General features: G+C 33.2%; 15 protein-coding genes and 1 tRNA gene. 12 read left to right on the plus strand and 4 right to left on the minus strand.

What is annotated here, in order from left to right:
• Positions 1–69 precede the first annotated feature (69 nt).
• From ACW9JY_RS07765 to ACW9JY_RS07775, 3 genes are all read left to right on the plus strand, one after another.
• Positions 70–351, plus strand: coding sequence for a hypothetical protein (locus ACW9JY_RS07765; protein WP_457283933.1), 282 nt, complete (start codon positions 70–72; stop codon positions 349–351).
• Positions 352–554: 203 nt separating this feature from the next.
• Complete coding sequence (locus ACW9JY_RS07770) at positions 555–2,432, plus strand: BMP family ABC transporter substrate-binding protein (protein ID WP_457283934.1); 1,878 nt, start codon at positions 555–557, stop codon at positions 2,430–2,432.
• A 14-nt stretch (positions 2,433–2,446) separates the two neighbouring features.
• Positions 2,447–3,727: a hypothetical protein gene (locus ACW9JY_RS07775; RefSeq protein WP_457283935.1), complete on the plus strand. Its 1,281-nt coding sequence runs from the start codon at positions 2,447–2,449 to the stop codon at positions 3,725–3,727.
• A gap of 2 nt (positions 3,728–3,729) precedes the next feature.
• Here ACW9JY_RS07775 and ACW9JY_RS07780 read toward each other — a convergent pair whose 3' ends face one another.
• The 4 genes from ACW9JY_RS07780 to ACW9JY_RS07795 are packed head-to-tail and all read right to left on the minus strand — an operon-like array spanning position 3,730 to position 8,168.
• Positions 3,730–4,395: an HAD family hydrolase gene (locus tag ACW9JY_RS07780; protein ID WP_103077305.1), complete on the minus strand. Its 666-nt coding sequence runs from the start codon at positions 4,393–4,395 to the stop codon at positions 3,730–3,732.
• A gap of 16 nt (positions 4,396–4,411) precedes the next feature.
• Positions 4,412–6,373, minus strand: coding sequence for an ATP-dependent zinc metalloprotease FtsH (ftsH, locus tag ACW9JY_RS07785; protein WP_457283936.1), 1,962 nt, complete (start codon positions 6,371–6,373; stop codon positions 4,412–4,414).
• A 4-nt stretch (positions 6,374–6,377) separates the two neighbouring features.
• Positions 6,378–7,316 (minus strand): radical SAM protein, encoded by a 939-nt coding sequence (locus ACW9JY_RS07790; RefSeq protein ID WP_457283937.1) that lies wholly within the window; start codon positions 7,314–7,316, stop codon positions 6,378–6,380.
• A 60-nt stretch (positions 7,317–7,376) separates the two neighbouring features.
• Positions 7,377–8,168, minus strand: a complete 792-nt coding sequence (locus tag ACW9JY_RS07795) for an energy-coupling factor transporter transmembrane component T family protein (RefSeq protein ID WP_457283938.1) — start codon at positions 8,166–8,168, stop codon at positions 7,377–7,379.
• 231 nt (positions 8,169–8,399) lie between these two features.
• On the opposite strand from ACW9JY_RS07795, the gene ACW9JY_RS07800 reads away from it, so the two are divergent.
• From ACW9JY_RS07800 to ACW9JY_RS07840, 9 genes are all read left to right on the plus strand, one after another.
• Positions 8,400–8,999 (plus strand): hypothetical protein, encoded by a 600-nt coding sequence (locus ACW9JY_RS07800; protein WP_457283939.1) that lies wholly within the window; start codon positions 8,400–8,402, stop codon positions 8,997–8,999.
• Positions 9,000–9,001: 2 nt separating this feature from the next.
• Positions 9,002–9,817, plus strand: coding sequence for a type I phosphomannose isomerase catalytic subunit (locus tag ACW9JY_RS07805; protein WP_103077310.1), 816 nt, complete (start codon positions 9,002–9,004; stop codon positions 9,815–9,817).
• A 115-nt stretch (positions 9,818–9,932) separates the two neighbouring features.
• Positions 9,933–11,645 (plus strand): 2-oxoacid:acceptor oxidoreductase subunit alpha, encoded by a 1,713-nt coding sequence (locus ACW9JY_RS07810; RefSeq protein ID WP_457283940.1) that lies wholly within the window; start codon positions 9,933–9,935, stop codon positions 11,643–11,645.
• Complete coding sequence (locus tag ACW9JY_RS07815) at positions 11,642–12,520, plus strand: thiamine pyrophosphate-dependent enzyme (RefSeq protein WP_103077312.1); 879 nt, start codon at positions 11,642–11,644, stop codon at positions 12,518–12,520. The genes ACW9JY_RS07810 and ACW9JY_RS07815 overlap by 4 nt, the downstream gene beginning before the upstream one ends.
• 11 nt (positions 12,521–12,531) lie before the next feature.
• Entirely contained in the window at positions 12,532–12,987 is a 456-nt protein-coding gene (locus ACW9JY_RS07820; RefSeq protein WP_457283941.1) for a peroxiredoxin, read from the plus strand.
• Positions 12,988–13,052: 65 nt separating this feature from the next.
• On the plus strand, positions 13,053–13,520 hold the full coding sequence (locus ACW9JY_RS07825; RefSeq protein ID WP_457283942.1) for a DUF192 domain-containing protein: 468 nt from the start codon (positions 13,053–13,055) through the stop codon (positions 13,518–13,520).
• Positions 13,499–13,645, plus strand: coding sequence for a hypothetical protein (locus tag ACW9JY_RS07830; protein ID WP_457283943.1), 147 nt, complete (start codon positions 13,499–13,501; stop codon positions 13,643–13,645). Before ACW9JY_RS07825 ends, ACW9JY_RS07830 begins: the two co-directional genes overlap by 22 nt.
• Before the next feature lie 27 nt (positions 13,646–13,672).
• A tRNA-Ser gene (locus ACW9JY_RS07835) sits at positions 13,673–13,761 on the plus strand.
• Positions 13,762–13,788: 27 nt separating this feature from the next.
• Complete coding sequence (locus ACW9JY_RS07840; protein WP_457283944.1) at positions 13,789–15,819, plus strand: maltodextrin glycosyltransferase; 2,031 nt, start codon at positions 13,789–13,791, stop codon at positions 15,817–15,819.
• The last annotated feature ends 16 nt before the right edge of the window (positions 15,820–15,835 follow it).

Consider the following 15,835-nt stretch of genomic DNA (forward strand, 5'->3'; position numbering starts at 1 on the left):
TTAGTTCTTTTTCTTCTTGCCTTAACTTAATTTACCTTTAGTTAATCGTTGCTTTGACCTATTTCTGAAGTGGGTATTAAAAATACGATAAAAAAATACGGTCAATCTCATATCCCATCAGAAGCCTTGGGGGAGTTTTATCTTAAGACATTTCCAAAAATTTGGATATATGGTCATATTCATCCGCGATACGATTTCCAAGAACTTGATTTCGAAATTAAATTCTTAAATAATATTTCTTATTTAATAAATGCGGTACCTTACAAATTAATAAAGTACGATGAAGAAAAAAAAGAAGTTATAGAAATTTGTACTTATAAAAAGATAAGTCCAAAGACCATTTTAATTTAGAAAGTAATTAATTCCTTTAAACGAAATTTTAATTATTATGTTGTATTATTGAATTACTCTTATATAAATATATCCCTAAAAGGTTTTGCTATTCTGTACAAAAAATCTTTTTTAAACAAAATTGGGTTTTGGAGTTTTTAAGGGGCGCCATTCGTAAAGTTTCTAAAATGAGTATATAGCCACAAAAAAAGGGGGCTAACATAATGTATAGAACCTCAAGAAGTCTCAGCAGAAGCGAGTATGAAAAAGCTAATAGATTAGCAAAAAAAGACTTTTTGGCTAATATTTCAAAAGGAAAAGATGGATATCTACCATGTTTAGAAGATATCATCCATAACGTTGAAATAATTAAGGAAGAAAAACTTGGTCTAATAGATATCCCTATAGAAAGGATCAAAGGAACGTACTATCATTCTCGGTCATTATCTTTTTCAGCAAATTTCTATCCTTTAATGAAAATTGATTCAGAATTTGCAAGTAAATGGATTAATTTGTACGAAGCTCATATATCTGAAGGGATAAGGGATCCGGTAACAGCCTACGAGTATATGAACTGGTTTTACATTGTTGAAGGAAACAAAAGGGTAAGTGTTTTGAAATATTCAGACGCTTTTTCAATTCGTGGGGAAGTTACTAGGCTGATCCCAAAATGGGATGAAAACAACCCTGAAATAAGGATCTACTATGAATTTCTAGATTTTTATAAAAAGACAAAGATCAATATAATTTGGTTCAATAAAGAGGGCAAATTCAAAGAACTTTATGAGTTAATCAAAGATTATGAGAAAAAAAGTGAGTTCGTTGAGAATAAATATGATGAACTGGTTACCTCAGTATATCTTCTATTTAGAAAGCTATATAGGGAAGTTGCTAAGGACAAGATTTCTCTGACTGAAGAAGAGGCTTTTTTAGAATACCTAAAAAAATTTGGTTTGGAGAATGTTCCCACTATTGAAAGAGAAATGAGGGAGCAAGTTAACGAGTTAGTAGAAGAATTAGAGGAACGACTAGGTAAACCATCAGAACCTTTATTCAAATTACCTCAGATTTTCGCTGGAAAAACATTAAAAGTAGCTTTCCTTTACAACACATCAATAGAGGAGTCTGCATGGACATATTCTCATGAATTGGGAAGAAGGTACGTTCAAGAACGACTAGGAAATGAAATAATAACAAAGTATTTTGAAAATATTTCTGATTTAAAAACATATGAAAGAATATTAGATAAACTTGAAGAAGAAAAGTTCGATTTAATATTTTCCACAAGTTTTGACTTCTTACAGAATCAAAAAACAAAAGAATTCCAAAATGTTCGATTCATGTATTTTTCCGGATATCGTACTACTAAGAATATTAACACATATTTTGGCCGGATGTACGAACCAAGATTCCTCTCCGGAATGATAGCAGGAGCGATGACAACTAACAATAAAATAGGTTACGTTGCTTCCTACGGTATACCTGAAGTTATAATGGGAATAAATGCCTTTGCTTTAGGGTCAAAAGCCGTTAATCCAAAATCAAAAGTATTTGTTGGATGGACGAATACTTGGCGCAATATAGAATACGAAAGAGACACAGCAGAGTATTTGATAAATGAAATTGGAGTGGATGTTTTAACCCATCATCAGGATTCTCCGGAAGTTTGCAAAGTTGGAGAAGAATACGGTGTTTACACCATTGGTTACCATATTGATATGAAAGATTATGCGCCAACTACCCATTTAACCTCGGTGGTATGGAATTGGGGAATTTACTACGAAAACATCATTAAAGATGTATTAAGAGGGTCAAATTTCTCCTTATTTAGATTGTTTTCCGGTTCAGAAAAGATTGAGAACTTTTGGGGTGGACTTAAGAGTGGAGTTGTTTGTTTGTCCCCTATAAGTGAAATAGTCCCTTCTACAACAAAAAACCTTGTTGACACTGTGAAAACAGATATTATAGAAAATAGGTTTCATCCTTTCCGAGGTAGTATTTTTGATAAGGAAGGTAATATGAAAGTCTTGGATGGCAAAGATATTGAAGACGAAGAACTAATGAAAATGGATTGGTTTGTAGACAACGTTTATTATTCCTAAAAATGGGGAATTTTATGAAAAGATTTTTTGTAATGTTGTTATTCTCTCTTATTTTCACAAGCGTTTTTTCAGAAGTTAATTTTGATTTTTCTTTATCACCTGGTATAGTACTAAAAAATTATGAAATAGATAAAATGCCTGAAGATGTCATAGAATGGGAGACTTTCGACTACTTACCACCTTTCTTTGAAATTACTTATACCGCTTCTTCTGGCAATAATGATCTTTTTTACCTATCTATCCCCATATTACCAGATGCCAGTGTTTATTATTTGGAAAATAATGGTTTGCATAACTTACCAATTCGGGAAGATTTTACACCATTCGTTGATTCAGATATCCCTTATGAAGTTTTTTACGAAATTTCATCCGAACCATTTGATTTTTCTATTGGAAGAAGAAAACTAAAATGGGGAGAGGGGTCTTACTCACTTGGAATAAACGATAGAGTCCCTTACATGGACCACCTGCTTTTTTCTCTAAATTGGGATACTTCTATGGGAGATTTCGGATACGAATATCTATTAACAGCACCTGGACCCAATGCGTCAGATATAAACAAAACCTTCGTTGCAAGAAAGCTATCTTTTGAATTTTCTCCTGTTATGTTCGAAATAGGCGAAATAACTCTTTTATACAATATTACGCCAAATTTTGTTGATCTAAATCCGTTCTTAGTTTATCACAACGTTTATGAGTCAAATTCAAACGTTGCTGGATATCTTTCATCAACGATCGATTTTAAAAATTATAAATTGTATTCTGAGTTCCTTTTAGATCAGTATCAATTACCATCGGAAAGGCAAAGTAGTGCTCCCAACGCTTACGGATTCATGGTGGGAGGCAGAAAAAAAGGGCAAAAAATAGATTATGGGGCGGAGTTTTATAAGACTTCGACATGGTTGTACAATAAAGGTGAAGATAATAAAGATTTTACTTATCCTGTTTGGAAAAATCTTCTTCGTGCAGATGATAAAACTATAAACTACTTTCTTGGATTCCCATATGGACCTGACGTTGAATTGTTCAAAATCTTTTTAGAAGGAGAACATGTTGGAATAGATTATGAACATCTAGTTCAAGGTTCGGTTAATATAGACACACCCTACACTATAGAAGAATGGCAAGAGTATTCCGTTCATGGACCGGTTCCTCCAACAACTGTTGAAAACATCTTTCGAATCAATTTTAAAATTGGAAACAACCCAACTTTTTTTGCTCAAACAATTTTTCGAAACAAAGAATTATGGATGTTAGTTGGATTCGAATACACTTTCTCATCGAAAATCCCTTAATTTTAAGCCTCCACTTTTTCTAACTTTTCTATCAATTCTAAAGTTATTTCTTTCATATTTTCCACCACTAAATCTGCTTTCGATAGATCCTGATTGAGTGAGTTGGGGTTTTTAAAGCCTATACACTTCATCCCAGCAGCTTTTGCCGCTTTAACACCATTCTTTGAGTCTTCTATAACTACACATTCGCCTGGTTTAACCTTTAACAATCCAGCCGTGTATATAAAAATATCAGGTTTCGGTTTGCCACGAGCAACGTATTCTGAACTCACCACGACTTCAAAATACTTCTCAATGTCAAACATGCAAAGAACTTCTTTAATCAATCTCATTGGCGAGGAAGAGGCCAAAGCTATTTTATAATTGTTTTCTTTCAGAGTTTTAAATAACTCTATCACACCTTCTATAGGCTCTTTAGCACATTCTCTTAATAATTGCAAATTCTCTAAGTTTTGTTTTTCAAGCAATTCTTCGACACTTTGCTGTAAATCGTATTCATTTTTTAAATCTTGCCACATTTCTTGGTTACTTACGCCTATATAATTACTGTATAAACTTTTATTAATAGGAATTCCCAGTTCTTCAAAAATTCTTTTATTTGCACTATAATGGATGGGTTCACTGTCAATGATGACCCCATCCATATCAAATATAATAGCTCTTAACATTATTTCCTCCTCGCCTTCAAACAGGTTGATAATTAACATGATTCACAACATCTATTTTAAGAAATTCATTTATTTCTTTTTCGCCCCCAATATATTCCTTTAACTCTTCAAGATCTTTGTTCATAAGCTTTTTGAACTCTTCACCATAAATCGTTTCTTTTTTAAAAATATAAGAAGCTAGAAGATCAAGTCTTTCCTTATTTTGTTTGAGCAATTCAACCGCTTTGTCATACATAGAGTTAATTATTTTCTTGACTTCAACATCAAGTTCTTTCGCGGTTTCTTCCGAATAATTCTTTTGTTTTGTCAATTCACTCCCCAAAAATATTTCTTCCTCTTCTCCTTCCCAATACACCGGACCCATTTTTTTGGACATTCCTAACCTATAAATCATGGATTTTGCGTAGTCTGTAGCTTTCCTTAAGTCATCTTTGGCTCCTGTAGTAGCAAAATTAAAAACTAATTTCTCACTTGCTCTTCCTCCAAGTGCTACAACGATTCTATCAAGTATTTCAGATTTTTTAATTAGATATTTGTCTTTTTCAGGAATTTGTAAAGTAGAACCTAACGAACCTGCACCCCTTGGAATAATAGTAATCTTGTAAACAGGGTCGGTATTAGGCAATAAATATGCCAAAATAGCATGCCCAAGTTCATGATATGAGAGAATCTTCTTTTCCTTATCAGATATTATTCTATACTTTTTGGATGGACCAGTTAACACTCTATCAATAGCCTCTTCAAAGTCACTCATTTCGATTTGACTTTTTTTCTTTCTTGAGGCTATTAAAGCCGCTTCGTTAACTAAATTTTCTAAATCTGCTCCGACGAATCCCGGTGTCCTTTTGGCTAACAATTTTAAATCAACATCGGGGGCAATCTTCTTTTTACGTGTATGTATCTTTAAAATTTCTTCTCTTCCTTTTACGTCTGGAGGGGGCACCATTATTTTTTTATCAAACCTACCAGGTCTAAGTAATGCTTTATCAAGAACATCAGGTCTATTGGTAGCAGCCATTACAACAACTCCTGTCGAAGTGTCAAAACCATCGAGTTCCACTAACAAGGCGTTGAGAGTTTGTTCTCTCTCATCGTTACCACCACCAAGACCAGCTCCTCTTTGTCTACCTACTGCATCTAATTCATCTATAAATATTATTGCAGGAGCATTTTCTTTAGCTGTCTTAAAAAGATCTCTAACTCGCGATGCACCAACCCCTACAAAAAGTTCCACAAAATCTGAACCACTGGCATAATAAAAAGGTACATCTGCCTCACCAGCTATAGCCCTTGCCGTCAAAGTTTTACCTGTTCCAGGAGGTCCTACCAATAAAGTCCCTTTAGGCATTCTTGCACCCAATTCTTGAAATTCTTGAGGGTTCTTCAAAAATTTTACAATGTCTTCTACTTCCTCTAAAACTTCATCGATTCCTGCTACATCTTTAAAAGTAACTTTTTCACCGATGGGTTCATACTTTTTTGCCTTACTCTTTCCAAAGTTCATGCTGCTTTTAGCACCTGACGTAGCTGAGCGATATAACCAAAAAAAGAAAAGCACCATTATTACTATGGGAATTATGTTTATTAATAACGCAAACCACCACTTTGATCCAATACTTTCGACGTACTCTATCTTTATACCTTTTTGAATTAAACTATTCACATATTGTTTATCGTTTACTAAAGCTGGTGAAAAAGATTCATAAGTAGTACCGTCTTTGTCAAGTATTTCCACGTTTCCATTTTGATTTATTTTTATGGAATCCACCTGGCCGTTATTGATCAAACTCAACATTTCTGAATAAGATATCATAGGGTTATTTTCCCAATTCAAAGAAATGAGAGCTCCAATAAAAATAACTGCAAATATTATATAAACCCAAATTATGTTAGAAGGCCTTACTTTCTTTTTTTCTTCTTTGGTATTTTTATTTTCTTTATCGTTTCTATTTTCTTTATCGTTTTTATTTTCAGGCATTTATTTACCTCCTCATAGATGTTAACCTATACACATTTAATCCAAAATATTGTACTTTTTCAACGTATTCATTTTTTTCCAATTTTTCAAAAATCTCATTTTTATTTTCACATTTTCTTTGATCTAAAAAACTTTCAATTTCATGCTGATTCATCGGATGTCTTTTTATTATACTTAAAATAGCTTCCAAATCATCTTTTATCGAGCTGTAAAAATCTTCTTCTTCTAAAAAATCAAGGGATATGCCTCCTAAGATATTTTGAGCTAGCTCAATTTTTTCTTTTTCTGGAACTGTTACCCAATCTTCTGCTGGAGGTCTCATTGGTAAATTTATATACAATCTATCATAAATTATTCTATTAAATATTTCTTTGATTTTCCTTAAAGATTCTTCATCATCATTTAGCCCTTTTACCATCATAAATTCCATCCAGATTTTACCTTTAAAGTTTTTAGAAAAACTTATCAATCCATCCACGTACGAATCAAAAGATATACTTTTATGAGGTCTGTTTATTCTTTTAAGCGTTCTTTGATCATATGCATCCAGCGTTGGCATTACGAGATCACTTTCATTTAATTCTTCCCTTACTTTTTGTTCAGAAAGTAGAGCCCCATTTGTAATTACAGCAACAGGTTTATCAACATAAGTTTTTATTGATTTTATTAGTTCACCAATTCTAGAGTATAATAATGGTTCGCCTTCACCAACTATGGTTACAAAATCAAACGGGGATAGATCGTTCTTAACATAAACATCAAACTCTTCCAAAATATCTTGTAAATTAAAAAATTCTTGTCTTTTGTTTGTCATGTTAGTCGTTCTTCCCAGCTGACAGTATACACAAGAAAAATTACAAGTTTTTGGAGGTATTGGGCTTACTCCTAAGGATCTTCCCAATCTTCGAGAAGGTACAGGACCATATAAGTACTTAAAATTCATAAGGCGCCTCCATAATATTCTCACTTTTTTACTCATTTAAATTATATCAAAAAACACCTTTTAAATAAAAATGATAGTGAAACATACTAAAGAAAAAGAAATGAGGAAAAAAGTATCTTTTATTTCCCAATTAAACTGCTTAAATCTTGTTCTCCCTTCCCAACCATTGTATCCTCTTGCCTCCATAGCAATACTCAAATCTTCAGCCCTTCTCAGGGCAGATACCAACAAAGGAATAATTATAGATATTGCCCCTCTAATTCTTCCAGAAAATTTTCTATCATCGAAGTTTGCCCCACGACTTAATTGTGCTTTCATTATACGATCTGCTTCATTTGCAATTACAGGGATGAATCTGATAGCTATCGTCATTACCATCGATATTTCATGAGCAAATCTTTTGGGTACAAAAAACCATCTCAAGACATCCTCAAGAGCATGAGCTAAAGAGGTAGGAGAAGTAGTTAACGTGAGAACAGAAGATAACAAAACCGCAAATAATATTCTGAAGGTAATTATAGCGGCATTAAATAGACCGGTATCTGTTATTCTGATAAACCCGATTTTAAAAAGTGTGTTCCCTCCTATTGTGAATAACTGAATTACAAAAGCAAAGATAACTATAAACCATATTGATTTTAAGGATTTCATATAATACTTCAAGCTTAGTTTAGATAACAACATCAAAACCAAAGTATACGAAGACATAATCAAAACATCATAAAAACTGTTTATAGAAAAAGCAAATCCTGCCAAAACGAACAACCCTAAAAGCTTCCCCCTTGGGTCCAGTGAATGCATCAATGAGTCTAATTCAACGTATCTTCCCAAGGCAACATTATCCAAAAGCATTTAAATACTCCTTTTATCAATTATTTTTCTGATTCCTGGCATTCAATATTTTAACATAATTCAAGAATTATTATATTATTTGTGAGAAAAGATTGTGTGGTTTTTTTAAAATGTTAATAAACAGAATGACTGATTTTTATTAAATTTTGATTAAGTGTTTTGAGGAAAAGATAGTATAATTAAAGATGGTATAATTATTATAATATGCAACGATCCCATAAGGAGCGTCAAATGAAACAATTCTTAGCAAATAGAAATCTGAAGTATCTATTTATACTTTCTTTAATTTTAATAATATGTATAATAATTGTTTTTTTAGTTTTTAAATCCCCAAACTACAAAAAGCAAATCATTTTTTTTGAAGAGTACTTAAAAAATAACTATGCTTTGGACAAAACAACAATAAAAGAATTCGTCAAAGTTTTTGAAATATTATATAAAGAATTTCCCTATGTAACTGAATATGTTTATCCGATCGAATTACTAGCAATTGGAATAGTAGAAACGAATTTTGAAAACGTAAAAGGAGATAATGGGGAAAGTTTGGGATATTTTCAGATACAAGCTCCTACTTATTGGTATTTAAAACATAATTATCCTGAATTTTATCAAAGAATTAATTTCTTTGAATCTTGGTATTGGGATATCATAAAAGAAAGACCTGATGTGCAATTAATGACTTCTATCTTATACTTATACGATATCAAATTACGTTACGGAGAAGAAGATGCCTATAGTATTTACAACGGTGGTTCAGAAGCATATCAAGATAAAATATTATTAAGACTTAGTATTTTAGAAAATGAATTAAAAAAATTTAACAGGAGGTAAACATGCAGATATCGGAGCCGCTTTTTTCAAAACCAATTTTTAGTGAGAAAATTTGGGGAAGTAGCGAGTTGAATAGAATTTTCAACTATGAAAAAAATCAACCAATAGGTGAAGTCTGGTTATATTCCCCTCTAGATGAATACGAAACTGTCCTGTATGGGAAAAATAGCCAAAGAGAATATGGGAAAGCCAGTGAACTTTTCCCAAAATTTCCTTTGTTGTTAAAATTAATTGCTACCTCATCCTGGCTTTCCATACAATTACACCCAGATGATACAATGGCAAAACAATTAGAAAATGAACCATGGGGGAAATCAGAAGCATGGTACTTTCTTAAAGATAAGGGGCAAATCAAAGTTTCAAATAATAATAAATATATCCTGCAAGCTTTTGATGATAATCGATGGGATGATGTACTAGAAAGTTATGAAATGAACAAATTCGATTCCATATTCATACCTGCGGGAACCGTTCATACCTTAGGCCCTAATAGCCTTTTACTTGAAATACAGCAAAGTTCAGATTTAACTTATAGATTATACGACTGGGGAAGACCTCGAGAAATCCATGTTGATAAATCTAAAAAAGTTCTCAACAACATTCACACCAGTTATTCTATTTCAAGGAAGACCGAAGGATTGTGTACCAAATACTTTAGCTTTTCCAGATTTGCCAACCAAAATAAAAAAGGGTTTGGCGTATATGTTAACTTAAAAAGCTATGAAACAATAGTACTTCCAGAGGAAGTAAATTACAATTTTCAAGGTGAATTTGTAGAATTTAAATTAAACGAAAATGGCTGGAAATCATTTTTATAATTTCATAATCAAAAATTATAAAATTATTTAAAATTTTTACATTCCATTTCATTTTTGACTTATTTTGTCTGATATAATTGAGTAAGTAGAAAACAAAATCTTAGGAGGAATCCGAATGAATAAAACTATCAAAGAAGATGTATCAATCGTCTTATCTGGTGAAGCGGGTCAAGGGATTCAAACGATAGAAGGATTGTTAACATTTATTCTCAAAAGGGAAGGTTATTACGTATTTGCCACAAAAGAGTACATGTCTAGGATTAGAGGTGGAAGTAATTCAACTGAAATAAGGGTAAGCTCTAAACCTGTAAAAAGTTACGTCGACAAAATAGATATACTCATACCTCTTACAAAAAGTTCTGTTGAACATCTTGGAGACAGAGTGACTGAAGATACTCTGATCATAGCTGACAACGATTCTTTGAATTTAAAAAACAAAAATCTTTTCAACGTCCCCATCCTCTCTATCGCAAAAGAAATAGGTAATGAAATATATGCAAATATAGTTGCTGTTGGTGTAATTTTGGGTCTTTTCAAAACAAACATAAAGACTATAGAAGAGTATCTAAAAGAAAGATTTGGAGATAAGGGAGAAAAAATTGTTTCAGATAACTTAAAAGCCGCTTCTGAAGGTTACAAATTAGGAAAAGACTTTTCTGAAAGTGGAGAGATAAAAATAGAGATCTCTGCAAATGAAAATTTAAAAGACGATCTATTAATTAGCGGAACCGACGCGGTATCTCTAGGAGCGTTAGCTGGCAATTGTGATTCGATTTTTTCATATCCAATGACACCTGGATCGGGAGTTCTAGTTGATTTAGCCAATTTTTCAAAAAATTTCGATATTTTAGTCGAACAAGCCGAAGATGAAATAGCCGCAATCAATATGGCAATAGGTGGATGGTACGCAGGAGCAAGATCAATGGTGACTACTTCTGACGGAGGATTTGCTTTAATGGAAGAAGGACTTTCTCTAGCTGGGATGATCGAATCCCCGTTAGTAATTCACTTAGCCCAAAGGCCTGCCCCCGCAACAGGTTTACCGACAAGAACCGCTCAGGAAGGCTTGAATCTTGTTATACACGCTGGACATGGCGAATTCCCAAGGTTGGTTTTCTCTCCTGGGAGCCTTGAACAAGCTTTCTATTTAACTCAAAAGGCTTTTAATATTGCGGATAAATATCAAATCCCCGTATTCATTTTGACAGATCAATTTTTTGTTGATTCATATTATAACGTTGAAAAGTTGGACCTTTCCAAAATTGAAAATAAAAAATATTTTGTAGAAACTACTGAAGATTATAAAAGATATGATCTTTCGAAAGCAAAAAACGGAGTTTCACCAAGAGGTATACCTAACTATGGTAAGGGATTAGTTGTTGTAGATAGTGATGAACATGACGAGAAAGGTCATATAACGGAAGATTTGGATATCCGAGTTAAAATGGTGGAAAAAAGACTCAAAAAATTTGAGGCTTTAAAGGAAGACTTTATTTCTCCCGAATTCTATGGAAATGATAACTACAAATATCTCGTCGTATGTTGGGGTTCAAATTATAATGTCGTCAAAGAAGCTCTAGAAAATATAAATAACAAGGATCTTGCTATGCTTCACTTTAGCCAAGTTTATCCCATTCCGGAAAATGCGGTTGAATTTTTAGAGAAGGCAGAAAAAATAATCGATGTTGAAAATAATGCCACAGGTCAATTTGCAAAGTTAATAAGATCAGAAACTGGCACAAAAATAGATAGTAAGATATTAAAATTCAATGGAATGCCATTTTCAGTTGAAGAGCTAACCGCTAAGATAAGGGAGGAATTACAATGATAGAAAGAAAAAATATGTTTAGTCTAGAAAATGAAAAAGAATTAGACATTGCTTGGTGCCCAGGCTGTGGAAATTTTGGAATACTGAATATATTAAAAAAGGCTCTGGAAGAAATGGAAGAAATAACTCCCAACAATTTTGTACTCGTTTCAGGAATAGGACAAGCAGCAAAAATCCCTCATTATTTTAAAAACAACGCTTTTAATGGTCTTCATGGTAGGACTTTACCCGTTGCCTTTGCCATAAAAGCGACTAATCCAGATTTATACGTAGTAGCTGAAAGTGGAGATGGAGACATGTACGGTGAAGGCGGCAACCACTTTATCCACAATATGAGAAGAAACATTAACATAACAAACATAGTTCATGATAATAGGGTTTATGGACTAACGAAAGGCCAGGCTTCTCCTACTTCACAACAGGGAATGGTCACCCCTGTTCAAGTAAACGGAGTAATACTTAACCCCTTCAATCCTATTGCCGTTGCTATAGCCAATGGAGCCACATTTGTGGCACGGGCTTTTGTGGGAGATATGCAAAACACGAAAGAAATTATTAAAAAAGCTATTAGACATAATGGCTATGCTCTAATTGATTTGTTCCAACCATGTGTGACATTCAATAAAATAAACACTTACGCCTGGTTTAATGAACATACTTACAAATTAGGGGAAGATTACGATCCATCAGATAAAATGCAAGCTCTACAAATAGCTTTCCAAGAGGACAAAATTCCTTTAGGTATAATATATGAAGAAAAGGGAAAACCAACTTTTGAAGAACAATTGACTATTTATAAGCAAAACAAAGATCCACTTTTTAAAAGAAGCATAGATTTAAACAAATTAGAAAGTTTCATAAACTCAATGAGATAAGAGGTGATACCATGGCATTGAAAGTTGGAGACGCGGCTCCCAATTTTAAATTGAAAGATCAAAATGGTGATGAAATTTCTTTATCTGGCTTTAAAGGAAAAAAGGTTCTGCTTTCCTTCCACCCTCTAGCTTGGACTGGGGTTTGCGAAACACAGATGAAAAACTTGGATTTAAAATACGACGAATTAGAAAAACTCAACGTTGTACCTTTAGGAATCAGTGTTGATTCATCACCTTCAAAAAAAGCATGGGCTCAAAATATGAAAATCAACAAACTTAAACTTTTGTCAGATTTTTGGCCCCATGGAGAAGTTGCTAGAAAATATGGTATATTCGATGAAGAAAACGGTTTTTCCAAAAGAGCGAATTTTTTAATCGACGAAGAAGGAAAAATTGAATTTGTAAAAGTTTACGAATTAAGAGATCAACCAGATTTAAATGAAATTATGAATTCTATCAAAAGATGAAAGAAATTTAAATAGGCTTCGACAAAAAGTTCGAAGCCTAATTTATTATAATGGAGTTAAAAATTATGCAGAAAATTGCTTTCATCCTTTTAATTTCGATAATTTTCTTCACCAATTTATTTAGTCAATCGATAAATATGCCAGAATTTCCAAAAGGGACTTTAACTATTTCACAAGAGGGAAGTATTTTAACAATCCCTATTGAAATTGCTAATACGAACGAATTAAGAGAATTCGGTTTGATGTACAAAGAAGATATTCCGGAAGATTATGGAATGCTTTTTGTATTTCCAACCCCTGGAATAAGAGGCTTTTGGATGAAAAACACCTTTGTTGAACTCGACATCGCTTTTATAGATAGCAGTGGAACAATATTAGATATACAAAACATGAAACCTTGTGAAGAATCAACCTGCCCTATTTACATAATTTACAAACCTTTCAAGTTTGCTTTAGAAGTAAAAGCAGGTTTCTTTGATCGATACGGATTCATTGAAGGAGCAAAAATTGAATGGTCAATCAAGGAATTTTAAAACCATTGACATTGTATTTAAATGAGGATATAATTATAAGGCTGAACTACTTGGTTGATTTTGAAGGTTTAGAACCAGAAATTGTCGCCAGAAAGTATCTAAAAGGTTTGAACCTTATTGAATAAATAGTTAAATAGTTTACAATAACTTGTGGAGGCGTGCACCGAATTGGCTAAGGGGCCGGTCTCGAAAACCGGTGGGGTTTATCCCCTTGTGGGTTCGAGTCCCACCGCCTCCGCCAATTTTTATATGAGGAGGGAAGTAAAAGATGCCCATTCTATCTGAAATTAATAAATACTTACAAAGCAAAATTTCACAGGGAAAAGACGATTATGCAATACCAAAAAGATGGATGCCACCTAATTATACTGGTAAAGTTAAACTAGCAGGGAGAAAGTTTTTTGTTAATCCCTATGAGTTTATATCCAACATAATCGATAATCTATTAAAAAATTCTGTAAAAGACGTTGATTACAGCAAGCCTCTTTCTTTCATTAAAAATATTAAAGAACCGGATTGGATCAAAACGAGTATACTTTATTCAGCTCATGTACGAGCTACGGCTGCATATGTTCATGATCAAACCACTTTATTCGTTCCGATAGACGAAAAAGGTTACACTGAATCAGGTACTTTCCTAAAAATGTTGATGTTAATACCCTATTTTGCTATTTATAACGTCGATAGTATATATTTACTTCCAATAACTCAAGCCAGCAACAAATTTAAAAAAGGTGAAGTAGGTTCACCATACGCAGTTAAGAATTTCTTCTCTGTAGAAAAAGATTATCACGATACTCTTTTGGGAAATGAATTTACCCCTAATCAAGAATTCGGAGCTTTTGTTGAAGCAGCTCATATGGCTGGAATGAGGGTATTGTTAGACTTTGTACCAAGAACAGGATCCAGGGACAACGATCTTATTTTAGAACATCCCGATTGGTTCTATTGGATAGATATAGACGAAATGAACGGTTTTGCTCCTCCTAAAGTTAAAGACTTAGGATTTGCTCAACCAAGCAAAGAAAATTTAAAAATTGTATACAATGACGAACAAGTCAAAAATCATCTTAAAAAATTTAGATGGGATCCAAAAACTCAGAACCCACAAAAATGGGAGAATTTTATAAAAAGAAATAAAAACAACCCGGATTTTTTGGATGAGATAGCAAAAGAGTTTAAAGTAATAACCGTTCCAGGATTTTCAGATTGGATAAATGATCCCCAACCGGCATGGGAAGATGTCACTTTCTTAAGGCTTTATCTTTCTCATCCAGAAGAAGCTCTAAAATATATAGATGGGGCAAGTCAACCTCCTTATGTACTCTTTGACGTGGTTAAATCGAGTCTGTTCCCAGGGAAAGAAAAGAATACCGAACTTTGGAACTTAATAGCAAATATTATCCCATTCTATCAAAAAAATTTCGGTATAGATGGTGCTAGATTGGACATGGGTCACGCTCTACCTGATGAACTTGAACATGAAATTATAAAAAGGGCGAAAGAATACGACCCTGCCTTTGTAATAATAGCTGAAGAATTGAGTATGGACAATCATATAAAAGCTAAAAAAAGTGGCTATGATGGAATTTTGGGAAATTCATGGTGGGCTGAGCCAAGAATAAAAGAAGGCTGGTTCAAAAAATTCATTTCAGAAATAGCACCAAAAATATCTTTACCTACATTTGCTACGGCAGAGACACCAGATACCCCAAGAGCGGTTACAAGAGAAGGTAAAGAAACTTTCTCAAAATTAACAGCGGTGGTAAATACTTTCATGCCAAACGGAATAACATTCATAAACTCTGGATATGAGCTTTTTGAACCTCAACCTATGAACACAGGCCTAGATGTAGAAGATCCTGTGGAAGAAAGATTTAAAAATTTACCTTCAACAGATCAATTTTATGGCAAACTCGCATTCTTTGATTGGTATGTATTGCACTGGGATACAGACCATCATATGGTGAAATTACTTTCCTTACTAGGCACACTAAAAGAGGAAGTCAAAGATCTTTTGAAAAATCCTAACAATTACCATTTTATTGATTTTTCTGATGATGCAAGTGCAATGTTTTGGTGGAACGGAGAAAAAGGAGTTGTAATAGCTATCAATACCAACTTTAAAAATCCTTATTTCTTCGATATAGACCTTGGATATTATACCTGGAAAAGTGATCATAACATACAAACAAAATTGGAAAATTACAGAAGAGGAGAAAGCTCTTGGAACGTTCAGGATGCACATTTAAGAGTAACAATCAATCCGGGAGAAGCTAGAGTATTTTTTATACATTAAAAAGGGCTTTTAGCCC

Source organism: Petrotoga sp. DB-2 (assembly GCF_054051725.1).

Bases quoted from the DNA above. Each gene is read 5' to 3' on its own strand.
- ACW9JY_RS07770 (WP_457283934.1), top strand. From the start codon at position 555: ATGTATAGAACCTCAAGAAGTCTCAGCAGAAGCGAGTATGAAAAAGCT.
- ACW9JY_RS07775 (WP_457283935.1), top strand. From the start codon at position 2,447: ATGAAAAGATTTTTTGTAATGTTGTTATTCTCTCTTATTTTCACAAGC.
- ACW9JY_RS07780 (WP_103077305.1), bottom strand. From the start codon at position 4,395: ATGTTAAGAGCTATTATATTTGATATGGATGGGGTCATCATTGACAGT.
- ftsH (WP_457283936.1), bottom strand. From the start codon at position 6,373: ATGCCTGAAAATAAAAACGATAAAGAAAATAGAAACGATAAAGAAAAT.
- ACW9JY_RS07790 (WP_457283937.1), bottom strand. From the start codon at position 7,316: ATGAATTTTAAGTACTTATATGGTCCTGTACCTTCTCGAAGATTGGGA.
- ACW9JY_RS07795 (WP_457283938.1), bottom strand. From the start codon at position 8,168: ATGCTTTTGGATAATGTTGCCTTGGGAAGATACGTTGAATTAGACTCA.
- ACW9JY_RS07800 (WP_457283939.1), top strand. From the start codon at position 8,400: ATGAAACAATTCTTAGCAAATAGAAATCTGAAGTATCTATTTATACTT.
- ACW9JY_RS07805 (WP_103077310.1), top strand. From the start codon at position 9,002: ATGCAGATATCGGAGCCGCTTTTTTCAAAACCAATTTTTAGTGAGAAA.
- ACW9JY_RS07810 (WP_457283940.1), top strand. From the start codon at position 9,933: ATGAATAAAACTATCAAAGAAGATGTATCAATCGTCTTATCTGGTGAA.
- ACW9JY_RS07815 (WP_103077312.1), top strand. From the start codon at position 11,642: ATGATAGAAAGAAAAAATATGTTTAGTCTAGAAAATGAAAAAGAATTA.
- ACW9JY_RS07820 (WP_457283941.1), top strand. From the start codon at position 12,532: ATGGCATTGAAAGTTGGAGACGCGGCTCCCAATTTTAAATTGAAAGAT.
- ACW9JY_RS07825 (WP_457283942.1), top strand. From the start codon at position 13,053: ATGCAGAAAATTGCTTTCATCCTTTTAATTTCGATAATTTTCTTCACC.
- ACW9JY_RS07830 (WP_457283943.1), top strand. From the start codon at position 13,499: ATGGTCAATCAAGGAATTTTAAAACCATTGACATTGTATTTAAATGAG.
- ACW9JY_RS07840 (WP_457283944.1), top strand. From the start codon at position 13,789: ATGCCCATTCTATCTGAAATTAATAAATACTTACAAAGCAAAATTTCA.